The following is a 24,123-nucleotide window of genomic DNA, read 5'->3' as shown; positions in this document are numbered from 1 at the left end:
CATGCTGGTTGATAGCCACTGCCACCTCGATTTCCCGGACTTCGAGGCTGAACGCGACGCGATCGTTGATCGCGCGCGTGCGGCGGGTGTCGGCACGATGGTGACGATTTCCACGCGCGTCCGGCAGTTCGACCGGCTGCGCGCGATCGTGGCGGCTTATGACGATGTCTGGTGCTCGATCGGCACGCATCCGCATCAAGCCGGTGAGGAAGCGGACGTCACGCTGGACGAAATCCTGCGTATTGCCGAGGAACCGAAGGTCGTGGCGATCGGCGAAGCGGGTCTCGATTACTTCTATGACAAGGCGCCGCGCGATTTGCAGGCGCAGGGTTTTCGTACACATATCGCGGCCGCGGGCACCACCGGCCTGCCGCTCGTGATCCACGCCCGCGATGCCGACGAGGACGTGGCGACCATCCTTCGCGAAGAAAGCGAGAAGGGTACCTTCCCGTTCATTCTGCACTGCTTCTCATCCGGCCCGGAACTTGCAAGGGTTGGTGTCGAACTTGGCGGTTACGTCTCATTCTCCGGCATTCTGACCTTCAAGAAGTCGGAAGCCCTACGGGAGATCGCAGCCAGCGTGCCGCGTGACCGCCTGCTCGTGGAAACTGACGCTCCCTTCCTCGCGCCGCTTCCACATCGAGGCAAGCGCAACGAACCATCCTTCGTGGTCAACACTGCGCGGGTGCTGGCTGAGGTTCACGGCGTATCGCCAGAAGAAATGGCACAGGCCACGACAGACAACTTCTTCCACTTGTTCGCCAAGTGCCGGCGTCCAGCGGACGCTGCCTGATCGCATGGCTGATCGGCTGCGCCTGACTATCCTTGGCTGCGGCTCGTCGCCGGGCGTGCCGCGTCCGAACGGCGACTGGGGCGCTTGTGATCCTTCGAACCCGAAGAACAAGCGCAAGCGCGCTGCCGCCTTGGTCGAGCGCATTTCTGATCGCGGCGTTACCCGCGTGGTCATCGACACCGGTCCCGACTTTCGCGAGCAAATGATCGCCGCCAAGGTCGACTTCATCGATGCTGTCGTTCTGACTCACGCCCACGCCGACCACATTCACGGCATCGATGATCTGCGCAGCTACTATCTCGACAAGCGCCAGTTGATTGATGTCTATGCCGATCAAATGACTTTCGAGCGCGTCGATCAGGCGTTCGGTTATTGCTACACGACACCGCCAGGCAGCAGCTATCCGCCAATCCTGCGCGACCGGCGCATTCAACATTTCGAGCCGTTCACGATTGAAGGGAAGGGGGGTGCCCTCACCTTCGAGCCCCTGTCGCAACAACACGGCGACATCATCTCGCTTGGCTTCCGACTCGGTTCGATCGCTTATTGCTCTGATGTGAGCCAATATCCCGACGCAACCGCCGAAAGGCTGAACGGTCTGGACTGCCTCGTCATCGACGCACTTCAGTATCGCAGCCATCCAAGCCACTTCTCCCTTAGCGAAGCACTTGGCTGGATCAAGCGTCTCGCGCCAAAGCGCGCGGTGCTCACCCATATGCACGTCCCGCTCGACTATGACGTCGTCGAGCGTGAAACCCCTGATCATGTTTCGCCGGCCTTTGATGGTCTGGTGATCGAAGCGGATTGCGTGGATCAAGCCTGAGAGATCTCGTCGGCCGCTTGACAGAACGGTCTTCGCAGTGACGTCATACGTTTGGCCAATTGTTTGTTTGAACGCGCTGATGGAGGTTCGGCGCATACAACCTTGATGGCTGCAATTTTGGGAGGAATTGATGAAACGTGCTGCTCTGGCTTCGAGCCTAGCCTTGCTTCTTGGCGCGAGCCCGGTTTTCGCGCAGGAAATTTCCGATGACGTCGTAAAGATCGGAATTTTGAACGACCAATCCGGAGTTTATGCCGACTTTGGCGGCAAAAATTCCGTAGAAGCGGCCAGAATGGCCGTCGAAGACTTCGGCGGAACAGTGCTTGGAAAGCGGATCGAGATCGTTTCGGCCGACCACCAGAACAAGGCCGACATCGCCGCAAACATCGCGCGCCAGTGGTACGATCTGGAACAGGTCGACACGATCATGGACCTGACCACGTCGTCGGTTGGCCTGGCGGTACAGGCGTTATCGGCAGAAAAGAAGAAGATCACCATCAACACCGGCGCTGCAACCGCGGAGCTGACGGGCAAGCAATGCACGCCATACGGCTTCCATTGGGCCTATGACACGCATGCTCTGGCCGTGGGAACAGGCGGTCAGTTGGTGAAGGAAGGCGGGGATAGCTGGTTCTTCATCACGGCCGATTATGCCTTCGGCCATTCCTTGGAACAGCAGACCGGCGACCTCGTAAAAGCCAGCGGCGGTAAGGTCGTGGGTGCTGCACGTCATCCGCTCGGCACAAGCGACTTCTCGTCCTTCCTGCTGCAGGCGCAATCATCAGGCGCAAAGATCGTCGGTTTGGCCAATGCCGGAGCCGACACCGCAAATGCCATCAAGCAGGCAGCAGAGTTTGGCATCGTGGAAGGTGGACAGCGCCTTGCCGGATTGCTCGTCACTCTGGCCGAAGTGCACGGGCTTGGCTTAGACACCGCTCAAGGTCTGGTTCTCACCGAAGGCTTCTATTGGAAGCGGACGCCAGACACGGAGAAATTCAGCAAGCGCTTCTTCGATCGTACCAATGCGATGCCGAACATGGTCCATGCCGGCACTTACTCTGCCGTCCTGCAATACCTGAAAGCCGTTGACCAGACGAAGACGGACGGAACCGAAGCTGTCGCAAAGGCACTGCATGAGATGCCGGTCAACGACATTTTCGCAGAGAATGGCAAGGTTGGCGTGAACGGCCGGATGTTCCACGACATGTATCTTATGCAGGTGAAGAAGCCTGGCGAAAGCGATGTGCCGTGGGATTACTACACGGTGCTGGCCACCGTGCCGGCTGACCAAGCTTTCGCGAAGCCTGAGGAAAGCGGCTGTCCACTGGTGAAATAATCCCGGATTTGCGGCGGGGTAGTCGATGCTCCGCCGCAACCTCATGGTCGCACACCTTCTAATAGGTTCCATAATCCATCTTATGTGATCTAAGCTGATGCGGCGGCTTAACGTCCCTATGACGTTCTCGTGTGGATAGATCGCCCATGTACTCCGGCATCCTTGCCGTGTCTCCGTTGCAAGGGCTACGGTCGGGCATGAAGCCCAGCAAAAACATATCCCGACTTCTCGAAATCATGGCTGCCCTGCGGACGCCCGAAACCGGTTGCCCGTGGGACATCGAACAGGATTTCGCATCCATCGTGCCCTATACGATCGAGGAAGCCTACGAGGTTGCTGACGCGATCGAGCGCAACAATCTAGACGATCTTCGTGATGAACTCGGCGACCTTCTCTTGCAGGTCGTCTTCCATGCGCAGATGGCGAGCGAAGCCGGCCAGTTCAGCTTCGGCGATGTGGTCGAGGCTATTACCACCAAGATGATCCGCCGACACCCGCATGTCTTTGGTGATGCGCGCGCCGCCGACGGAGGTATGGCAAAGGGTCAGTGGGAGCGCATCAAGGCTGAAGAAAAAGCGGAGAAGCGTGCGCGTCGCGTGGGGCGTGGTCTGCCGGCTGAGGACCATGGTGCCGGTTACCTCGACTCCGTTCCCGTCAACATGCCGGCGCTGACGCGAGCGATCAAGCTGCAGCAGAAAGCGGCAAAAGTCGGCTTTGATTGGGCTGAGGCCGAGCCGATCCTGGCGAAGATAGAAGAGGAAATCGGCGAGTTTCGGCAGGCACTCAGGGAAAACGACGCTGCTGCGAAGGCGGACGAGTTTGGCGATGTCCTGTTCTCGCTGGTCAATCTTGGCCGCCACCTCGACGTCGATCCGGAAAAGGCCCTGCAAGGCACGAATGCCAAGTTCAAGACGCGTTTTCACGCGATCGAAGATGCACTGCAAGCGGATGGTCGCACGCTGAACGATAGCAGCCTGGAGGAGATGGAAGCGCTTTGGCAGAAAGCCAAGACGCTGCCGTCAGGCAGCGCCACCTAGGCGCGTTTCGATCTCGGTGCGGCGTGCCTGTGTAGCGCGAAGCGTGAGTGCCACAGACCCGTCTTCGCGATCCTCACGCTCAACAACATCGCCGCCGCGATAGATCCAATCGAGGAGGCCGAGTTGGTCGTTGCGAAGCACGACCTCGATGTTGGCCAGCTTGCCCGCAATGCGGGTTTCGATCAGCTCGGCAAGTGCCGAGATGCCCTCGCCTGTGATGGCTGAAACCGAGATCGGCGGTCCGTCGGTCGCTTGCAGAAGCTGTTCACGGGTCGCGTCATCGATCAAATCGACCTTGTTCCAGACTTCCAAGACGTGCTCGGCATCCTCCGCGTCGATGCCGAGATCCGACAGGATCTGCTCAACATCCTCTGCCTGCGCAGCCGTGTCTGGATCTGCAATGTCACGGAGATGGATCACGAGATCCGCTTCCACGACCTCTTCGAGCGTTGCGCGGAAAGCAGCCACGAGGTGCGTAGGGAGATCGGAAATGAAGCCGACCGTGTCCGACAGGATGATCGTCGTGCCGTGCGGCAGCTGCACCCGCCGCAGCGTCGGATCGAGCGTGGCGAACAGCATGTTCTCGGCAAGCACACCGGCGCCTGTTAGGCGGTTGAATAGAGTGGATTTGCCGGCATTGGTGTAGCCGACGATCGACACGATCGGGAACGGCACCTTGCGGCGCTTGGCGCGATGAAGGTCACGCGTGCGGCGAACCGTTTCCAGTTCGCGCTTCAGCTTGATGATCTTGTCTTGCAGAAGACGGCGATCCGCCTCGATCTGCGTTTCACCGGGACCACCAAGGAAGCCGGCGCCACCGCGCTGACGTTCAAGGTGGGTCCAGCTGCGAACGAGACGGCCGCGCTGATAGTTCAGATGCGCGAGCTCGACTTGAAGCGAACCTTCCTTCGTGCGCGCGCGGCGCCCAAAAATCTCAAGGATCAGACCGGTCCGGTCGAGGACCTTGATGTTCAGCTCTTTTTCGAGATTGCGCTGCTGCACCGGCGTAAGCGGATGATCGATGATCGCGAGATTAGCTTTCGCTTCCTTCGCGATTTCAGCCAGTTCAGCGACCTTGCCCGACCCGAGCAGGGTGCCCGGCCGAGGATCAGCCAGCATGACGATGTCGGTGAAAACCGGCTCGAGGTCGATGGCTTGTGCCAGGCCGACGGCCTCTTCGAGGCGTGCTTCGGGAGAGCGGCCCAAACGCGGCCGGCCGGTATGCTCGTCCTCATGGCGCTGATGGCGCGTGAGAACGGGAACGATGACGAGGGTGCGTCCTGTTGAACCGCCCTCGCCCGTTTCGATCAGCGGACGCTCGGCGCCCGTCTCGTTCATTTCAGCCAATCAGGCGTCCCGGCCTGCTTCTTCACCATCGAACATCTGAACCGGCTGGCTCGGCATGATGGTGGAGATTGCATGTTTGTAGACGAGCTGCGAATGCCCGTCGCGGCGCAAGAGAACGCAGAAATTGTCGAAGGACGTTACCACGCCTGTCAGCTTCACGCCGTTGATCAAAAAGATCGTGAGCGGGTTTTTGGTCTTGCGAACCGAATTGAGGAAAAGGTCTTGAAGATTTTGTGCGCGTTCGGCCATTGTTCTTATCTTTCGCCGGTCTCGTAGAGAGGATGATGCCGCGCTTCGCTGAAGCTGGCACAAGAAAGGTCATCCGCGAGCAATATTGCGTTCGACCTTTCTTCCCCCTCTTTGCGGGTATCAGGCCTTGATTTTTTCCGCAATGTCAAAAAACGCCTGACGAAGCGAGGAACCGATCGAACCAGGGTGACCGTTGGCGATAGTGCGATCATCAATGGTCACGACAGGCGTCACCAAGGTTGTTGCCGAGGTGATAAAGGCTTCTCGCGCATCGTAGGCTTCTTCGACGGTGAAGGGCCGTTCTTCAACAGACAGGCCATGTTTCTTGATGATGTCGAGCACCGTTGTGCGCGTAACGCCGCGCAGAATGCCCGTATCAGCCGCCCTCGTGACCAGAACGCCGTTCTTGGTGATGATCCAGGCGTTGGTTGAAGCACCCTCTTTCACCGTGCCGTCTGGATCGACGAACCAGGCTTCTTGGGCACCGGCTTCCTTAGCCTGTTGTTTTGCCAAGACATTGGGCAGCAACCCGACCGACTTGATGTCGACGCGCTCCCAGCGATTTTCCGGCACGGTGATGACCTTGATGCCGCTTTCCGCGCGCTTGATGCCGCCGGCGGGATCAATTCGCTTGGCGGTCACGACGAGGCTTGGCTTGGTATTGGCCGGGAAGGCATGGTCGCGGGGTGCAACGCCGCGTGTGACCTGAAGATAGACCAAGCCGTTCTCAACCAGGTTCCGGCGGATAACTTCCCGCATGACCGTCAACAATGGCTGCCGCGCCATGGGCGAAGCGATCTTCAACTCGCGGAGCGAGCGATCCAGCCGGTCGAGGTGGCGCGTTGAATCGACAATGTAGCCCCGCGCGATCTCGCAGACTTCATAAACGCCATCGGCAAACTGGTAGCCGCGATCTTCGATGTGAACGGCTGCATCGGCGTGGGCGGTGTAGCGGCCATTGACGTAGGCAATTCTTGGCACGGTATAATCCCTCAGAAAAATTCGAGGCTGACACGGAACATCTGTTCCACACTTTTGACGCCCTCAGCCAGAGCGAACATGACGACGCGATCCTTCGCCTTGATCTGAAACTCGCCGGACGGCCGCAGCACGGCGCCATTGCGATAGATGGCGCCTATGCGAATGCCGGATGGCAGATTGAGGTCGCGCAAGGCTGTGCCCACCAGCGGAGACGTTTCCAGCGCTTCCGCTTCGATGATCTCTGCAGCGCCGCGCCCGATGCTGTGAACCGCACGGATGCGGCCTCGGCGGACATGCTGCAGCACACGCGAGATCGTCACGGATCGCGGGTTCACCTGTGCTTCGATCCCGAGCGTGTGGGTGAAATCCTGGAACGACGGATTGTTGATCAGGGTCAGATTGGACCTACAGCCGAGACGCTTCGCCATGATGCTGGACAGGACATTGACCTGATCGTCATTGGTCAAAGCCACCATGAGATCGGTGTCGTCGATATCGGCTTCCGTGAGCAGCTTCTGGTCAAGCGCGCTGCCATGCAGAACAACCGTCCGGCGTAGCTCGTCGGCGATGGCGATGGCGCGCTCGCGGCCACTTTCGATGATCTTTACGCGCGTGCGGCTTTGTCGCTTCTCAAGGGTCTGGGCGACGTAGAGACCAATATTGCCGCCGCCGGCGATAACGATGCGGGTTGCTTCCTGTTTGTCGTGCCCGAACAGGCCGAGCGTACGACGTACGTGGTCCTTGGCCGTCACGACGTAAGCGAGATCGCCGGCGATCAACTGATCCGACGAGCGCGGAACGAACAAGCGCCCTTCCCGGCTGATGGCCACGACCGTGGAAAGCAGGTCGGGAAAGAGTTCACTCAGCTGGGCGAGCGGTGTGCTGATGACCGGACATTCGTCCAGGCATTCGATTGCCACCATGGCGATTGCACCTTCGGCGAACCTGACGACGTCCGTTGCCCCCGGGAGTGCGATCCGTCGCAGAACGAGTTCAGCCACCTCGCGTTCGGGCGAAATGATGACATCGATCGGTAGCTGTTCGCGTGCGAACAGATCCTGGTACTGCGACAGGAGATAGGACTGCGCCCGTATGCGGGCGATCTTCGTTGGGACGTTAAAGAGCGAATGGGCGACCTGACAGGCCACCATGTTCACTTCATCGTAGAGCGTCACCGCCACGATCATATCGGCATCCTGCGCACCGGCGCGCGCCAGAACATCGGGATGCGCGCCGTGGCCGACAAAGCCTTTGGCATCCAGCGTATCGCGGACGTTGCGGATCAGTTCAGGCGAGACGTCGATAACCGACACGTCATTGCGCTCGGCCGCCAGACGTTCCGCGATACCGTATCCGACTTGGCCGGCACCGCAGATAATGACCTTCATGGCAGACCCTGTTCAGGAACTAGACGCCGAGCGACTTGAGCTTCCGGTGAAGCGCTGACCGCTCCATACCAATGAACTCGGCGGTACGCGAGATATTGCCGCCGAAACGATTGATCTGCGCGATGAGATATTCCTTCTCGAAATGCTCGCGTGCTTCGCGGAGCGGCAGCGCCATGATGTGCTGGTCCGACTGGTTCGGCGCGCGAGGCATCATGTCGCCGATTTCCGCCGGCAGCAGGTCAGCGGTGATGGGCGCGCTCTCCTCACCGTCACGCGACAGAATCAACAGCCGTTCGATGTTGTTGCGAAGCTGGCGCACGTTGCCGGGCCAGTTATGGGCTTGCAGCACGGCCATAGCGTCATTGCCGATCTGACGCGGCCTGATGCCTGCACTGCGGGCAGTCTGACGCATGAAGCTGTCCACGAGGAACGGAATGTCTTCGCGACGTTCTGCCAAGCCGGGAACGACGACTGGCACGACGGCAAGGCGATGGTAAAGGTCTTCGCGGAAGCGGCCTTGGGCGGTCATCGAATCGAGATTGTGCGCCGTGGAAGAGATGATGCGCACATCGACCTTCACGCGCTTCGTGCCGCCGACGCGCTCGAACTGTTGATCCACCAACACTCGCAGGATCTTGTTCTGCGTTTCGCGCGGCATGTCGGCGACTTCATCGAGATAGAGGATGCCGCGATGCGCTTCTTCCAGCGCGCCAACCTTGCGCCCGCCGCCATCCGACGACTCCGTGCCGAACAGTTCGATTTCCATGCGGTCCGGCGTGATCGAGGCCGCACTGAGCGCTACGAAGGGTCCGTTCTTCCGCGCTGAATGCGCATGGATGGCCCGCGCCACCATCTCCTTGCCGGAGCCAGATGGCCCCAGGATCATGATGCGGCTGTTGGTCGGTGCGACCCGATCAATTGTCTGGCGCAGCTGATTCATTGCAGCCGACGTGCCGATCAGATCGAAGTTGTCGCCGCTGCGCTTCCTGAGGTCGGACACCTCGCGCTTTAGCTTGGAAGCTTCCAAAGCGCGTTCGGCGATCAGGATGAGGCGGTCGGCTTTGAACGGCTTTTCGATGAAATCATACGCGCCGCTGCGGATGGCAGACACGGCCGTTTCGACATTGCCGTGACCTGAAATCATGACGACCGGCAGATCCGGATGCAGCTTCTTGACCTCGGCGAGCAGTTCCAGCCCGTCGAGGCGTGAACCCTGCATCCAGATGTCAAGAAACACCAGACGCGGTACGCGGTCGTTAATTGCCGCGAGCGCGCTGTCGGCATCATGGGCCGTGCGGGTCTCGTGCCCCTCATCGTCCAGAATGCCTGCAACGAGGTCGCGGATGTCGGCTTCGTCGTCGACGATGAGGATATCAGAGGCCATCGATCACCTTCTCGGATACGGGTTGCGTCGCGGCGCCGGCTGGAACTTGGTCGGCCTGATCCACCGCCGGCAGAACGATACGGATCAGGGCGCCGCGGCCTTCGTGGAAGTCCTTAGGGGCGTCATGCAGTTCGAGGTGGCCGCCATGGTCCTCGACGATCTTCTTGACAATCGCGAGGCCGAGGCCGGTGCCCTTCTCGCGCGTGGTCATGTAGGGCTCGAGCAGGCGTTGACGATTTTCGCGCGGCAAACCTTTGCCGTTATCCATCACATCGACCTGGATGATCGCGCCTTCGCGTCTGGCTGCAACCCGGATGACGCCGTCGGTTCGCTCGGCACCGTCGATCGCTTCGGCCGCATTCTTGATGATGTTGCCGAATGCCTGGCTAAGGAGCCGGCTGTCGAACTGACCCTTCAATGGCAGAGGACCAAAGTCGCGTTCAAAGCTGATTTCCGAGCGGCTAACCTCAACAAGGAAGGAGGCTTCGTGCAGAGATTCTCGCAGGTCAACGAGCTTTAGTTCCGGCTTCGGCATGCGTGCAAAGGCCGAGAACTCGTCGACCATGCGGCCTATATCGCCGACTTGGCGAATGATCGTGTCCGTGCATTGATCAAAGACTTCGCGGTCTTCCGTGATGACCTTGCCGTAGCGGCGGCGGATGCGCTCAGCCGACAGCTGGATCGGCGTCAGCGGGTTCTTGATTTCATGCGCGATGCGGCGAGCGACATCCGCCCATGCGGAGGAACGCTGCGCCTGGACGAGATCGGTGATGTCGTCGACCGTTACCACATATGAGCGTTCGTTCTCCTCACCGCTATCTTCGATCGTCACCTGAACGTTGAAGGTACGTTCGGCACCGGCACGGAAGAACGTTACCTGCTCGCGATAAACGGCACGGCCTAAGTCTCGGGCGGTGTTCAATACGCCGCCGACATGCGGCAGGACCTCAGACAGGTTTCGCCCGATCGCTGTCGCAACAGGCAGAGCCAGCATCGTCAAAGCAGAACGGTTGACGACCTGGATCTCGCCCTGAGGATCGACGCCGATCACGCCGGCGGTCACGCCCGACAGGACAGCTTCCGAGAAGCGGCGTCGGTCTTCGGCGTCGTCGCGCGCTGACAGGATTTCATTGCGCTGCGATTTCAGCTGGTGAACCATCTTGTTGAACGTGTCGCCGAGAGAAGCGACATCGCCATCGGTGGCGCGGACCTGTACGGCAGCATCCATATTGCCGCTTGCAACCTTGTCGGCTGCGCCAATCAACTGGCGGATCGGACGCACGAGGCGATCAGCAACTGCGATGCCGGTCCAGATCGCAGACAGGACGATGATGAGCGTCAGCCCGATATAGATGAGGGCGAAGGCAATCTGCGTGGTGCGGCGATTGTTGCCGAGGTCGCGATAGGCATCAGCATTGGCTCGCACGATCTGACGGGCGCGAATGACCTCGGGATCAACCAGGCGGATGGTGTAGAGGTAGAGATCCGGAAGCTCTTTCAACCGGATGATCGCGCCTACGATGTTCTGGCGCAGCGGTGGAATGAGAACAGGTTTGCCGTCCACAGCCGTTTGCACAGCTTCGATGGGCGGCGGTGGGATTTCGAAATTGTTATTCGGCGCGTCGGCTGACATCTCGAACGAGCCGTCGCCGCGGATCAGCACCGCACCCGCGAGGGCACGGCCGATGACATGCCGCTGCATGAGATCTCTGAACCCCGTACGGTCGAGATTGTAGACCGAGCGGGACTGATCGAGGTCATGGGCCATCGACAGCGTCGTGCCCTGCAGATTGCGGGCATTTTCCTGAACATAGGCTTCGGCGATCGATAGCGAGGTGTTGATGATGGTCTTAGTGCGGATTTCGAACCATCGGTCGAGACCGACATCCAGCGAGATCGAGGCGACAACCGCAACCAGGATTGCTGGAATGGCTGCAACCAGCGCGAACATCGCGACAATGCGGACATGGAGCCGGGAAGCCGCCCTGCCCGCTCTCCGGGCGCGATAGATGCGGTAGATTTCGCGGCTGATCAGGCCGAACAGAACCAGGACCGAGAGCGCGTTGGCGCCGATCAGCGCGAGGACCGCCTCTTCGTTCGGCTCGATGGGCGTCAAACCCATCAGGATCGTAAAGGAGATACCGCCTATGACTAGCGCGCAAACCACAGCGATCACGCCCGGAAGCAGGCTGACGCGCCTGCCCTCAGACGTGTAAGTCTGTCTCAACAGCGGACCGGATGCGGCTGGTGCCTGCGCTGTCATGTGGTTGCAAATCATCCCTCGACTCCGTTGCACTTATGCAACGCAATGTGGCGAGATTGCAACAAACGCCTGTAGAAGGCATCTCCATCAACAGCCGCTTAGGTGCGCTGACGGTCAGCGGCCGCCGCGATAAACGTTGACGCCCAGCTCGCGGATCTTCTTGCGCAGCGTGTTGCGATTAAGACCGAGAAGCTCAGCCGCCTTGATCTGGTTGCCGCGCGTGGCTGTCATCGAAGCCAGCACCAGCGGATACTCGACCTCTGCCAATAGCCGTTGATACAAGCCCGGCGGAGGAAGGTCGGTGCCGAATTCAGCAAAGTAGCGCTGGAGGTAAATCTCCACGGCTTGACCGATAGAAAGGTCGTCGGGCAGGCCGGTGCTGATCCCACCGCCGCTTACGGCATCCCGCGTCCGCAATTCTTGTTCGATGATCTCGGCCGCAATCTCATCTTGGGGATACAGCGCGGCCAAACGGCGGATCAGGTTTTCGAGCTCGCGCACGTTGCCTGGCCAGGGATAGCGCTTCATCAGATCATAACCGGCAGGGGAGATGCGCTTCTGCTGCAGCCCTTCGCTTTCCCCTTGCTTAAAGAAGTGCCGCACCAGATCCGGAATGTCTTCGCTGCGCTCGCGCAGAGGCGGCAGGCGTAATGGTACGACGTTGAGGCGATAGAACAGGTCTTCGCGGAACAGACCCTGATTGATCAGAGTGCGCAGATCCTTGTTGGTGGCGGCGACGATGCGGACATCGGTCTTGATCGGCGTGCGGCCGCCAACCGTCGTATATTCACCCTGCTGAAGCACACGCAGCAAACGTGTTTGCGCTTCCATCGGCATGTCGCCGATCTCATCAAGGAAAAGCGTGCCGCCCTCCGCCTGTTCGAAACGGCCCGTCGAACGATTCTGTGCGCCCGTGAAGGCGCCCTTCTCGTGGCCGAAGAGCTCAGACTCGATCAGGTCGCGGGGAATGGCCGCCATGTTTATGGCGACAAACGGCCCATTTCGGCGCCGGCCATATTCATGCAGCGCGCGTGCCACCAATTCCTTGCCCGTGCCGGATTCTCCGGAGATCATGACGGTGAGATCCGTCTGCATCATGCGCGCAAGCATCCGGTAGATGTCCTGCATGGCGGGCGAGCGCCCGACCAATGGCATAGAGTCCGGCTGCTCTTCCAGATTGCGATCGTGGCGCGGCTTCTTCGGCTCCGACAGTGCGCGATTGACGATGTTGAGCAGTTCAGTGAGGTCGAAAGGCTTCGGCAGATACTCGTAAGCGCCGGATTCCGACGCGCGGATCGCGGTCATGAACGTGTTCTGCGCGCTCATGACGACGACCGGTAGATCCGGCCGGGCCTTCTTGATGCGCGGCAGCATGTCGAAGGCGTTCTCGTCCGGCATCACCACATCCGTGATCACCAGATCGCCATCGCCCGCCGATACCCAACGCCACAGTGTTGCAGCGTTGGAGGTCACGCGCACATCGTGGCCGACGCGTGATAGCGCCTGGTTCAACACCGTGCGAATAGCGGCGTCGTCATCGGCGATCAGGATGCTGCCTTTGACTGTCATTGTGCTTGGTTCCCGTCGGAGAAGGAATGCCTGGGATGGTCGTCTTTCCAGGCAGGCATCAGAATGCGGAATGAGGTGCCGCGTGGTGTGGAGTCACATTCGATCACCCCGCCATGCTCGCCCACGAGCTTGGCAACCAGCGCAAGGCCAAGGCCTGACCCGTTAATCTTGGTGGTGATGAACGGATCGAACAGGATCGGCAAAATGTCCTCGGACACGCCCGGCCCGTTGTCGATCACGCAGAATTCGAGCGGTAGCGAAACACGGTCCCGGGAGCCTGGAGCCATGACACGGATGCCGGGACGAAACGCGGTCGTCAGGGTAATTTCGCCCTGCGGATCATTGCCGATCGCTTCAGCCGCGTTCTTCACGAGATTAAGGAATATCTGCACCAACTGGTCGCGGTTGGCGTAAACCGGCGGCAAACTGGGGTCATAGATTTCGTTGATCTTGATGCGACGCGCGAAGCCGTTTGCAGCAATGGCCTTCACACGATCGAAAACGACATGGATGTTGACCGGCTGACGCTCGATGGGGCGTTCGTCGGAAAAGACCTCCATACGATCGACAAGCGAGACGATGCGGTCAGTCTCCTCGGTAATCAGTCGGGTGAGCGAACGGTCCTCATCAGACACAGCGGTTTCAAGAAGCTGCGCCGCGCCGCGGATACCGGACAAAGGATTCTTGATCTCATGGGCGAGCATCGCAGCAAGCCCAGTAACGGAACGCGCCGCGCTGCGATGCGTCATCTGGCGCTCGATCTTATCGGCCATGGAGCGTTCCTGCAGCATCACCACTACGGAGCCGGATATCTCAGGAACAGGCGCCACATAGACATCGACCAGTTTCTCCAAACCTAAACGAGGACTGGAAACGTCGACGCGATACTCGTTGACGGGTGCGTTGCGTTCCCGAACCTGATCCACGAGCGTCAACAAGGGACTGCCGAAAGGAAGCAGCTTCACCAAGGAGTTCTTGGCGAGAACAGCTGCGCTGGAACGGAAGAAATCTTCGGCTTCAGCATTGGCGAAGCTGATCAGCCCTTCCTGATCCACCATTACGACAGGCCGGCGGATGGTGTTCAGGACGATGCTCGCAGGAACTGCCGCGGAAGACATATCGCGGCTCATGCAACCAGCTCCAGATCGGGTGAAGACGAAAAAGCCAGACGCAGTTCCCGGATAACCACGGCAGGATCGAGACTGGTCATTATGGCCGCCTTTCGTGGCTGTGGAACATGGGAAGCATGCCGGTCCAGATACCAGCCGAGATGCTTGCGTGCCTGCCGAAGCCCGCTTTCGCGACCGTAGAGGCTCAACATATCCTCGTAGTGGGCAATGACGTAGCTGGCTAATTCATCCGGCTTTGTGGCTGTGCCACCCGCGACATGACCCGCCGCCCAAGGCGCTCCGTAATGGGCGCGGCCCATCATCACGGCATCGGCGCCGGAGGCTGCCAACGCAGCTTGTGCATCAGCCTGTGTCTCGATGTCGCCGTTGACGACGACGGGCAAAGATACGGCAGCTTTAACGGCCGCAACCGCGCTCCAATCGGCTGCGCCCTTGTAGAACTGGCAGCGCGTGCGCCCATGCACGGTCACCATCGACACGCCCGACTGTTCGGCGCGGGCGGCAAGTTCAGGTGCGTTGCGTGAGTCGTCGTCCCAGCCGAGCCGCATCTTTACGGTCACGGGCACCGAGACCGCGGCTACAACCGAATCGATAAGGGACACCGCATGATCGAGGTTGCGCATGAGCGCCGACCCGCAATAGCCGCCAGTCACCTTCTTCGCCGGGCAGCCCATATTGATGTCGATGATGTCAGCGCCCTCACCTGCCGCCACCCTCGCCGCTTCGGCCATGGCGCCGGCTTCGCGGCCGGCAAGCTGGATCATGTGGACGGGCAGGCCGGAATGGCGTAGGCGTCTGCGGGAATCCTCGTGGCCCTTGACGAGTTCGCCGCTGGCGACCATTTCGGCCACCACAAGTCCGGCGCCATGATCATAGGCGCGCTGCCGCAACGGCTCGTCGGTGACACCCGACATGGGAGCCAGAAACACGCGATTGCGCACGATCGCCGAGCCGATCGTGAGAGGTACCGTTAGAATGTTCAACTCGGTCATGCTCAAAAACCAAGCATTGGCGTGGAATGCTTGTTCTCTAACCAGCTTTGCCGCGGCTCGCAATGGTGCTGCACCGACTCTGTGCAGCATTGCTTATGGAACAACCTCCAGCCTCACAGGCGTGCAAGCTTGACCATCTCAGATCCTATGCCTTCAGACATTGCCGTCATCATTCTCGCGGCCGGACGAGGCGAGCGTGCCGGACAGGCTGAAGGCCCAAAACAATATCGCAAGATCGGCGGCAAGGCCGTCATCGCTCGGTCGCTGGAAGCGTTCACCGATCATCCCGCGGTGGGCCAGATCATCGTTGCGATCCATCCAGATGACGATGCCTTGTTTCGCGAAGCTGTGGGCGATGATGCTCGGCGTATTAAGTTGGTTCATGGTGGAGCGACACGGCAAGCCTCTACGCGGCTGGCCTTGGAGGCTTTGGCTGAGAGCTTTCCTAAGCACGTCATGATCCATGACGCCGCCCGCCCCTTTGTTGACGCGGAACTTATCGATCGAGTCGCGGCCGCTTTGATCGAAGCCGAGGCCGTTCTCCCCGCCTTGCCTGTATCGGACACGATCAAGCGTTCAGACCGGGATTTGAACGTGCTGGAGACAGTGCCGCGCGAGGATCTGCATGCCGCCCAGACCCCACAAGCCTTCAACTATCAACGCATCCGCTACGCGCATCGTCAGGCTGCTGGAGCCGGGCTCGACGCCTTTACCGATGATGCGGCCATCGCTGCCTGGGCGGGTCTTCCCGTGCGGATCGTGCGGGGTTCTGTCGACAACATTAAACTGACTTGGGCGAGAGACATCGCAATGGCTGATCAACGCCTTCACTCGGCATCCGCGTTCCCGGACGTACGCACCGGCAACGGCTACGACGTCCATGCTTTCGAGCCTGGCGACGCTGTTTGGCTCTGCGGCGTTTCGATCCCACACGACAAGAAGCTGTCGGGACACTCGGACGCTGACGTCGGCCTGCATGCCCTCACCGACGCCTTGCTCGCGACCTGCGGCGCGGGCGACATCGGAACGCATTTTCCGCCGTCCGATCCTCAATGGCGCGGCGCCGCCTCGAAGATCTTTGTGGAGCATGCTGCGAAAGTCGTTCGCCAGAATGGTGGGCGCATCGCCAATGCCGACGTGACTTTGATTTGCGAAGCGCCAAAGGTGGGACCGAACCGCGAAGTAATGGTTGCCGCGATGGCTACGATGCTCGGCATCAACCCAAACCGCGTCTCCGTCAAAGCCACGACCAACGAGCGCCTCGGCTTTATCGGGCGCTCGGAAGGCATCGCAGCAATCGCCACAGCAACTGTCGTTTACCCCGGGAGCCTGGAAGAATGAGCGAAGATACGGACCTCGTCGTGGCGTTCCTGAAGGCATGCTGGGAACGGCGGGTTATGGCCACGACGGCTGAGTCTTGCACCGGCGGACTGATTGCAACGATGCTAACTGACGTGCCGGGTGCGTCGGCCGTGGTTGACCGCGGCTTCGTGACCTATTCCAACGCAGCCAAGGTCGAGATGTTGGGCGTAGCGATCGAAACGCTTGAGCAATTCGGTGCGGTCTCTCAGCAGACAGCTTTGGAAATGGCAGCTGGCGCGTTGGCGAACTCCAAGGCGGGGATCGCTTTGGCTACAACGGGCGTGGCCGGCCCTGAGGGCGGTACAGACGAAAAGCCGGTCGGCCTCGTCTGGTTCGGCATTGCCGTCGAAGGTCGCAAGCCCTTGGCGATCAAGCGCGTGTTCGAGAACAGCGGTCGCGACTTCATCCGCCGTGAAGCCGCACGAACTGCCTTGCAATACGGCGTGGAGGCGTTGCGCGGCGCGTGAGCTAGGCCGGATGGCCGTAGATGACGTCGGCCCGCTTCTCGAACGCTTCGGAGAACATCCGAAAGGCGCGATCGAACATCGCGCCCATCATGGCGCCAAGTATCCGGCTCTTGAACTCGTAATCGATGAAGAATTGAATGTCAGTGCCACCATCCGCGGTAGGCATGAATTGCCACTGGTTGGTAAGGTAACGGAACGGGCCATCCAGATACTTCACGTCGATGATGTTCTCGGCCGGCTTCAGCACGACCTGGCTCGTGAAGGTCTCGCGGATCGCCTTGTAGCCGACACTCATGTCGGCAACGAGCACGGTCAGCCCATCGCGCTCGCGCTTCGAACGCACGCTTAGGGCTTCGCAAAGCGGCAGGAATTGCGGGTACTGCTCGATATCCGCAACCAGCGCAAACATCTTGTCCGGCGCATGGCGGACATGCCGGGTGGTCGTAAACTGCGGCATCAGGCGGCGGTTGCTGCGAAAGCTTTCAGCTGCGCCTCACGCGCCAGGCGTAGGCGTGCGAAATCCTCGCCGGCATGGTGCGACGACCGCGTCAGCGGGCTCGATGCCACAACCAGGAAGCCTTTCGAAAGTGCCACCGTCTCAAACGACTTGAATTCGTCCGGGGTGACGAAGGCCTTGACCGGATGATGCTTCTTTGTGGGTTGAAGATATTGGCCAATTGTCATGAAGTCGACTTCGGCGCTGCGCAGATCATCCATCAGCTGAAGCACTTCGTTCCGCTCTTCACCCAAGCCGACCATGATGCCAGACTTGGTAAAGATCGATGGATCAAGCTCCTTCACGCGCTGCAGTAAACGAATGGAATGGAAGTAGCGAGCACCTGGCCGCACTGTCAGATAGTTCGACGGCACCGTTTCGAGGTTGTGGTTGAACACGTCCGGCCGAGCGGCAACCACGACTTCCAGCGCGCCATCTTTGCGAAGGAAGTCAGGGGTCAGGATCTCGATGGTGGTGAGCGGCGTGAGCGCGCGAATGGCGCGGATCACTTCGGCAAAATGCTGCGCACCGCCATCGGCAAGATCATCGCGATCAACAGATGTGATCACGACATGCGTCAACCCCATCTGCTGAACCGCCTTGGCGACGTTTGCAGGTTCAAGGGGGTCAAGTGCCAGCGGTCGCCCCGTTGAAACGTTGCAGAAGGCACAGGCGCGCGTGCAGATTTCACCCATGATCATGAAGGTGGCATGCTTTTTGTCCCAGCACTCGCCGATGTTCGGACAGCCGGCCTCTTCGCATACCGTGACGAGTTTATTGTCCTTCACGATGGAGCGGGTTTCGGCATAGTTCTTCGAGGTCGGCGCCTTGACGCGGATCCAATCCGGCTTCTTCGCGACTTCCTGGTCGGGACGGTGCGCCTTCTCAGGGTGGCGCAAACGGGACCGCTGAACGGTATCGAGGACGGTAACCATGCCAATCCTAACAAACATGCCAGGCTACCGCGCGCGCTGCGGGTTCACCCTTCCCTTCCGCATGTAAGCTCCCAGCAGGCAAAAGAAAACCCCGTCCGCGCTGGCGAGCGCGAACGGGGATCTGCCTTGCAGAAATGCTGGATCTAGCGGCGGATCAGGCGGCCGACCCAAATCAGAATACAGGCGCCGATGAAGCCCGTGATGAGGTAGGCAATCCAGCCAACGCCAAGAATGCCGATGTTCAGCGCCACGAGGATCGCATTCAAGACGACCGCACCGATGATGCCGAGAATGATATTCATGAAGAGGCCCATGTCGCTCTTCATGACCTTTTCGGCCAGCCAACCAGCCAAACCGCCGATGATGATGGCTGCAAGCCAACCTACGCCATTCATTTCCATTGCCCGCTCCTTTGATTGCCCGGCGCAAAATACCCAGTGCGCTTCCGGGGAACGGCGTTTGCCATTCCAGACCGGAAACGTTCTTAGATGCATTTCGGTTCCGTGACAGGACGGCGAGCTATGAGGAAGGCTGTGGATATTAGGCGTTTAGCGCTCGTCCATAAGCATCAAGCACGCTTTCCTTCATCATCTCGGACAAGGTCGGATGCGGGAAGATCGTGTGCATCAACTCTTCCTCGGTGGTTTCGAGGTTCATGGCAACCACGAAGCCCTGGATAAGCTCTGTGACCTCGGCACCCACCATATGCGCGCCGAGCAACTCGCCGGTCTTGGCATCGAAGATCGTCTTGATGAGACCTTGATCCTCGCCGAGCGCAATCGCCTTGCCGTTGGCTGCAAAGGAGAAGCGGCCAACGCGGATCTCGCGACCTGTCTCCTTGGCTTTCGCTTCCGTCAAGCCAACTGAGGCGACTTGCGGCTGGCAATAGGTGCAGCCTGGGATCTTGCCTTTGTCGAGTGCATGAACATGGAGACCAGCGATCTTCTCGACGCAGGTCACGCCCTCATGCTCGGCCTTGTGTGCCAGCATCGGCGCGCCGGCGACATCGCCGATTGCATGGATGCCAGGCACATTGGTCGAGCCTTTACCATCAGTCTTGATGATGCCGCGATCGAGCTCGATGCCAAGCGCTTCAAGACCAAGGTTCTCGAAGTTGCCCTGCACACCAACAGCGGAGATCAGCTTGTCGGCCTTCAGCTGCTGCGTCTTGCCGTCCTTGGTTTCGATATGCGCGATCACGCCGTCAGCCGTCTTCTCGACCTTGGCGACCTTGGCTTCGAGAAGGAACTTCAGTCCCTGCTTTTCCAGCTGCTTCTGCGCGAACTTGGAAATCTCGGCATCTTCCACCGGCATGACCTGCGGCAGCAGTTCAACCACCGTCACATCGGCACCCATGGTGCGATAGAAGGAGGCGAACTCGATGCCGATGGCGCCCGAGCCCATCACGATCAAAGACTTCGGCAGTGCCTTTGGAACCATGGCTTCGAAGTAGGTCCAGATCTTATCGCCGTCTGGTTCGATGCCGGGCAGAACGCGCGGGCGCGCGCCCGTTGCGACGATGATGTTCTTGGCCTTGTAGGTGCCCTCGCCCAGCGTACCCTTCGGGGCCGGCGGCTGAGGCTCCATGGCTTTCTTCGATGACTTGCCGACGACGATCTCGCCTGGCGCTTCGCCCTTGGCAGCCTTCGTGATCTTGGCTTCGCCCCAGATCACGTCGACCTTGTTCTTCTTCATAAGGAAGCCGACGCCGCCGTTCAGGCGCAGCGACACACCGCGCGACCGCTTCACCACGGCATCCACATCGGCAGACACCTGGCCGTCGATCTTCAAGCCATAAGCTTCCGGATGCTGGGCGTAGTGCATGACTTCGGCCGAGCGCAGCAGCGCCTTGGTGGGAATGCAGCCCCAGTTCAAGCAGATGCCGCCGAGATGCTCCCGCTCGACGATCGCCGTCTTGAGGCCAAGCTGTGCCGCACGCACGGCGGCGACATAGCCGCCGGGACCCGAGCCGATGATGATCACGTCGTAGATTGTGTCGGCCATCACCGTCTCCTTAAAGTCCGAGCATCATGCGTACGATCGGCTCAAGACCCTTGCCGATAGCTTTTGTATTGGCGGCATCCAGATGGATGCCATCCAACGGCGAGGTCTTCGCAACCGCGCCTGCATCAAAGAAGCCGCAGCCGAGCTGATCGGCCAAGTCGGCATAGAGCGGCGCAAGCATCTGCGACTCCTGAATGGAGCCGGCAAACATGGCTGAAAAATCGGGATCCGCCGTTTCACAAATCGTCGGCGGCGCAACGATGAGGATGTCGGGCGCATCCGCCGCCGTGGGATAGGCATGATAGCGCACGATCTCGATCAACCGCTCCACACCGCGTCGAGCGCCAAACGCCTTGCCGCAAATCTGAGGCTTTATGTCGTTGGTCCCGAGCATGAAGATCACGAGATCAAGCGGTGCATGCGTCGATAGGATGGAGGGCAGGATGCGCGCCCCATTTCGGTCCGCCGGCGCGAGGTGATCGTCCCAGACCGTCGTGCGACCATTCAGGCCTTCGGCGATGATGGCTGCCTGATCGCCCAGTGCTGCCTGAAGCACGCTTGGCCAACGATCCTCATAGGCGTGGCGACCGCGGCCTTCGGGATCGTAACCCCAAGTCAGCGAATCACCATAACATAGCGCCGTCTTCATGGCCGCTTAGACCAGCATGCCGAGTGGGTTTTCGATGTGACGCTTGAAGGCGCCAATCAGCTCCGCACCCAAGGCGCCGTCAACCGCACGGTGATCGGTCGAAAGCGTCACGGACATCACGGTCGCAACCTTGATCTCGCCGCCCTTCACGACAGCCCGCTCCTCGCCTGCGCCGATCGCGAGGATCGTGGCATGCGGCGGGTTGATGACTGCGGAGAAGTCCTTGATGCCGAACATTCCGAGGTTGGAAACGGCAGTCGTGCCGCCCTGGTACTCCTCGGGCTTCAGCTTGCGCGAACGTGCTCGTGCGGCAAGGTCTTTCATCTCGTTGGAGATGGTCGAGAGCGACTTTTCTTCCGCGCGGCGGATGATCGGCGTGATCAGCCCGCCTGGGATGGACACGGCCACGCCAACATCGGCATGCTTGTGTATGACCATGTTGGTTTCCGTCCACGAGGCATTGGCCGTTGGAACATCGCGCAGCGCGAGCGCCATCGCCTTGATGATCATGTCGTTGACCGAAAGCTTGTAGAGCGGCGCGTCGCCCTTTTCGGTCTTCTTCATCGGAGCTGCGGCGTTGAGCTGCTGACGAAGCGCCAGAAGCGCATCGAGTTCGCAATCCACCGTCAGGTAGAAGTGAGGGATGGTCGTCTTGGCTTCAACCAGACGCCGCGCGATCGTCTTGCGCATGTTGTCATGCGGCACGAGTTCGTAGGAGCCTTGCTCGAAGAGCTTGAGAACCGCTTCGTCTGACATGGCCTTGGGTGCCGAAGCGGGAGCAGTTGAAGCGGCCGTCTCAGCTGTCGAAGTGACCGGCTGAGTTGCGCCGGCCTTGCCCGCACCTTCCACGTCGGCTTTCACGATGCGACCACGCGGGCCGGAGCCCGAAAGACTTGCGAGATCGATCCCGGCATCCTTCGCCAGGCGACGCGCCAGCGGAGACGCGAATACCCGCCCACCTTCCGACTTCGCGGGAGCAGTAGCTTGTGAAGCCTCGCTCATTGCAGCTTCCACCGGCTTCTCGGAGCCTGCCGCAGAAGCCGCACTGCCACCATAACCGGACTTGGTTGCTGCGTCCTCTTCCGACTTGGTGCTTGCTGGCTGCTTTGCCGGAGCGGTCTGCGGGGAAGCGGCGTCGCCACCACCCGCTGCAGCCGCGCTGACGTCTTCTCCCTCGGCCGCGAGGATAGCGATGAGCGAGTTGACCTTCACGCCTTCAGTGCCGGCTGGAACCACGATCTTGGCGACGGTCCCTTCGTCAACAGCCTCGACTTCCATCGTGGCCTTGTCCGTTTCAATCTCGGCGATCACATCGCCGGGCGCAACCTTGTCGCCTTCCTTGACCAGCCACTTGGCGAGGTTGCCCTCTTCCATCGTAGGCGACAGGGCCGGCATGGTGATGTTGATCGGCATGACGCTCCCCTTAACCCCGGTAGGTGACGGCTTTGACCGCCTCGACCACATCCGCAACGCTCGGCAAAGCCAGCTTTTCTAGGTTCGCGGCATAGGGCATCGGAACGTCCTTTCCGCAAACCGTGATGACCGGCGCATCCAGATAATCGAAGGCGCGCTGCATGACTTGGCTGGCGATATGGTCGCCGACCGAGTTTTGCGGGAAGCCTTCTTCGATGGTCACGAGCCGGTTCGTCTTCTTCACCGAAGCGAGGATCGTGTCGAAATCCAGCGGACGGATCGTGCGCAGATCGATGATCTCGACATCGATGCCCAATTCGCGCAGTTCCAGCTCTGCCTTAACGGCATACGTCATGCCGATACCGGCCGACACGATCGTCACATCCTTGCCCTGCTTATGGATGCGCGCCTTGCCGATCGGCAAGACGAAATCATCCAGCTTCGGCACATCGAACGACTGACCGTAAAGGATCTCGTTTTCGAGGAAGATCACCGGATTGGGATCGCGGATCGCAGCCTTCAACAGACCCTTTGCGTCGGCAGCAGTATAGGGCTGCACAACCTTCAGGCCTGGTATGTGGCTGTACCAGGCCGCATAATCCTGGCTGTGCTGGGCACCTACGCGTGCCGCAGCACCGTTCGGGCCACGGAACACGATCGGCGCGCCCATCTGGCCGCCCGACATATAAAGCGTTTTCGCGGCCGAGTTGACGATCTGGTCGATCGCCTGCATCGCGAAGTTGAAGGTCATGAACTCGACGATCGGCTTCAATCCGGACATCGCCGCGCCGACGCCGACACCGGCAAAACCGTGCTCTGTAATGGGCGTATCGACCACACGCTGCGGGCCGAATTCTTGCAACAAGCCCTGCGTGATCTTGTAGGCGCCCTGATATTCTGCAACCTCTTCACCCATGACGAACACGTCCTGGTCACGGCGCATTTCTTCCGCCATGGCGTCGCGAAGGGCTTCGCGAACGGTTGTCGCAACCATTTCCGTTCCGGCCGGAATATCCGGATCAGCTGCGACCTCTGCCTTCGGCGTCGCGGGAACCTTTGTGTTGTCGGCCTGAGACGACGGCTCGTCCGTCGAGCGGCGCGCCTTCTCGCCTGCATCACCGGCAGAACTCACAGTCGCCTTGTCTTCCTTGTCGACGTTCGCGACCGGCGATGCTGCTGCATCTTCGGAACTAGAAGGCTTGCTGGATCCAATATCGCCAGCGCTCTCGCCTTCCTGCAGCAGAACCGCGATCGGCGTATTGACCTTCACACCTTCGGTTCCAGCCGCAATCAGGATCTTGCCAAGCGTGCCTTCGTCGACGGCTTCCACTTCCATGGTTGCCTTGTCGGTCTCGATCTCGGCGATTACGTCGCCAGGGGCAACAGAATCACCCTCGTTCTTCAACCATTTCGAGAGATTGCCTTCCTCCATCGTGGGAGACAAAGCGGGCATAAGGATATCGATCGGCATACCCGTCTCTCCTCAAAGCAGAATGTCGGTGTAG

General features: G+C 60.0%; 22 protein-coding genes. 6 read left to right on the top strand and 16 right to left on the bottom strand.

The genetic code is table 11. The features are described 5' to 3' along the window. The first annotated feature begins 1 nt into the window (after window position 1). From RTX98_RS08195 to mazG, 4 genes are all read left to right on the top strand, one after another. Window positions 2-793, top strand: coding sequence for a TatD family hydrolase (locus RTX98_RS08195; RefSeq protein WP_312795876.1), 792 nt, complete (start codon window positions 2-4; stop codon window positions 791-793). A gap of 4 nt (window positions 794-797) precedes the next feature. Then, complete coding sequence (locus RTX98_RS08190) at window positions 798-1,616, top strand: MBL fold metallo-hydrolase (RefSeq protein WP_312795874.1); 819 nt, start codon at window positions 798-800, stop codon at window positions 1,614-1,616. Window positions 1,617-1,746: 130 nt separating this feature from the next. Continuing rightward, window positions 1,747-2,952 (top strand): ABC transporter substrate-binding protein, encoded by a 1,206-nt coding sequence (locus tag RTX98_RS08185; protein ID WP_312795872.1) that lies wholly within the window; start codon window positions 1,747-1,749, stop codon window positions 2,950-2,952. Between the two features lie 197 nt (window positions 2,953-3,149). Continuing rightward, complete coding sequence (mazG, locus tag RTX98_RS08180) at window positions 3,150-3,989, top strand: nucleoside triphosphate pyrophosphohydrolase (RefSeq protein WP_312795870.1); 840 nt, start codon at window positions 3,150-3,152, stop codon at window positions 3,987-3,989. Here the strand turns inward: mazG and hflX are convergent. The 9 genes from hflX to dusB form a co-directional block, all read right to left on the bottom strand. After that, window positions 3,972-5,327, bottom strand: coding sequence for a GTPase HflX (gene hflX / locus RTX98_RS08175; RefSeq protein ID WP_312795897.1), 1,356 nt, complete (start codon window positions 5,325-5,327; stop codon window positions 3,972-3,974). The two genes, mazG and hflX, sit on opposite strands and share 18 nt — an antisense overlap. A gap of 9 nt (window positions 5,328-5,336) precedes the next feature. Then, entirely contained in the window at window positions 5,337-5,585 is a 249-nt protein-coding gene (gene hfq / locus RTX98_RS08170; RefSeq protein WP_189502186.1) for an RNA chaperone Hfq, read from the bottom strand. A 120-nt stretch (window positions 5,586-5,705) separates the two neighbouring features. After that, window positions 5,706-6,566 carry a D-amino-acid transaminase gene (locus tag RTX98_RS08165; RefSeq protein ID WP_312795866.1) on the bottom strand — a complete coding sequence of 287 codons (861 nt, stop codon included), beginning with the start codon at window positions 6,564-6,566 and terminating at the stop codon, window positions 5,706-5,708. Between the two features lie 11 nt (window positions 6,567-6,577). Next, on the bottom strand, window positions 6,578-7,954 hold the full coding sequence (gene trkA / locus RTX98_RS08160) for a Trk system potassium transporter TrkA (RefSeq protein WP_312795865.1): 1,377 nt from the start codon (window positions 7,952-7,954) through the stop codon (window positions 6,578-6,580). Window positions 7,955-7,973: 19 nt separating this feature from the next. Then, window positions 7,974-9,338, bottom strand: coding sequence for a sigma-54 dependent transcriptional regulator (locus RTX98_RS08155; protein WP_312795864.1), 1,365 nt, complete (start codon window positions 9,336-9,338; stop codon window positions 7,974-7,976). Next, window positions 9,328-11,601: a PAS domain-containing sensor histidine kinase gene (locus tag RTX98_RS08150; protein ID WP_312795863.1), complete on the bottom strand. Its 2,274-nt coding sequence runs from the start codon at window positions 11,599-11,601 to the stop codon at window positions 9,328-9,330. The genes RTX98_RS08155 and RTX98_RS08150 overlap by 11 nt, the downstream gene beginning before the upstream one ends. 114 nt (window positions 11,602-11,715) lie before the next feature. Beyond that, window positions 11,716-13,170, bottom strand: coding sequence for a nitrogen regulation protein NR(I) (gene ntrC / locus RTX98_RS08145; RefSeq protein WP_189502176.1), 1,455 nt, complete (start codon window positions 13,168-13,170; stop codon window positions 11,716-11,718). Next, window positions 13,167-14,300, bottom strand: a complete 1,134-nt coding sequence (locus RTX98_RS08140; RefSeq protein WP_312795861.1) for a nitrogen regulation protein NR(II) — start codon at window positions 14,298-14,300, stop codon at window positions 13,167-13,169. The genes ntrC and RTX98_RS08140 overlap by 4 nt, the downstream gene beginning before the upstream one ends. Further along, window positions 14,297-15,292, bottom strand: a complete 996-nt coding sequence (gene dusB, locus RTX98_RS08135) for a tRNA dihydrouridine synthase DusB (protein ID WP_312795860.1) — start codon at window positions 15,290-15,292, stop codon at window positions 14,297-14,299. Before dusB ends, RTX98_RS08140 begins: the two co-directional genes overlap by 4 nt. A 147-nt stretch (window positions 15,293-15,439) precedes the next feature. Between dusB and RTX98_RS08130 the strand changes: the two genes are divergently transcribed. Both RTX98_RS08130 and RTX98_RS08125 read left to right on the top strand, forming a co-directional pair. After that, on the top strand, window positions 15,440-16,633 hold the full coding sequence (locus tag RTX98_RS08130; RefSeq protein WP_312795896.1) for a bifunctional 2-C-methyl-D-erythritol 4-phosphate cytidylyltransferase/2-C-methyl-D-erythritol 2,4-cyclodiphosphate synthase: 1,194 nt from the start codon (window positions 15,440-15,442) through the stop codon (window positions 16,631-16,633). Beyond that, complete coding sequence (locus RTX98_RS08125) at window positions 16,630-17,121, top strand: CinA family protein (protein WP_312795859.1); 492 nt, start codon at window positions 16,630-16,632, stop codon at window positions 17,119-17,121. The genes RTX98_RS08130 and RTX98_RS08125 overlap by 4 nt, the downstream gene beginning before the upstream one ends. Before the next feature lies 1 nt (window position 17,122). Here RTX98_RS08125 and RTX98_RS08120 read toward each other — a convergent pair whose 3' ends face one another. The 7 genes from RTX98_RS08120 to RTX98_RS08090 all read right to left on the bottom strand — a co-directional run bounded on the left by RTX98_RS08120 (window position 17,123) and on the right by RTX98_RS08090 (window position 24,089). Next, complete coding sequence (locus tag RTX98_RS08120; RefSeq protein ID WP_312795858.1) at window positions 17,123-17,578, bottom strand: type II toxin-antitoxin system RatA family toxin; 456 nt, start codon at window positions 17,576-17,578, stop codon at window positions 17,123-17,125. Beyond that, complete coding sequence (gene lipA, locus RTX98_RS08115; RefSeq protein ID WP_312795856.1) at window positions 17,578-18,552, bottom strand: lipoyl synthase; 975 nt, start codon at window positions 18,550-18,552, stop codon at window positions 17,578-17,580. The genes RTX98_RS08120 and lipA overlap by 1 nt, the downstream gene beginning before the upstream one ends. 143 nt (window positions 18,553-18,695) lie before the next feature. After that, window positions 18,696-18,953 (bottom strand): GlsB/YeaQ/YmgE family stress response membrane protein, encoded by a 258-nt coding sequence (locus RTX98_RS08110; protein WP_312795855.1) that lies wholly within the window; start codon window positions 18,951-18,953, stop codon window positions 18,696-18,698. A gap of 139 nt (window positions 18,954-19,092) precedes the next feature. Beyond that, window positions 19,093-20,556, bottom strand: coding sequence for a dihydrolipoyl dehydrogenase (gene lpdA, locus RTX98_RS08105; RefSeq protein WP_312795854.1), 1,464 nt, complete (start codon window positions 20,554-20,556; stop codon window positions 19,093-19,095). A 10-nt stretch (window positions 20,557-20,566) separates the two neighbouring features. Further along, window positions 20,567-21,205: an SGNH/GDSL hydrolase family protein gene (locus tag RTX98_RS08100; RefSeq protein WP_312795852.1), complete on the bottom strand. Its 639-nt coding sequence runs from the start codon at window positions 21,203-21,205 to the stop codon at window positions 20,567-20,569. Window positions 21,206-21,211: 6 nt separating this feature from the next. Continuing rightward, window positions 21,212-22,579, bottom strand: coding sequence for a pyruvate dehydrogenase complex dihydrolipoamide acetyltransferase (locus tag RTX98_RS08095; protein ID WP_416223086.1), 1,368 nt, complete (start codon window positions 22,577-22,579; stop codon window positions 21,212-21,214). Window positions 22,580-22,628: 49 nt separating this feature from the next. Further along, on the bottom strand, window positions 22,629-24,089 hold the full coding sequence (locus RTX98_RS08090; protein ID WP_312795848.1) for a pyruvate dehydrogenase complex E1 component subunit beta: 1,461 nt from the start codon (window positions 24,087-24,089) through the stop codon (window positions 22,629-22,631). Window positions 24,090-24,123 lie beyond the last annotated feature (34 nt).

The sequence above is a fragment of the Tianweitania sp. genome (genome assembly GCF_032053605.1).
GTDB lineage: Bacteria > Pseudomonadota > Alphaproteobacteria > Rhizobiales > Rhizobiaceae > Tianweitania.
The sequence above is the reverse complement of the archived record's forward strand: the minus strand, read 5'-3'. Positions and strand labels throughout refer to the sequence as shown.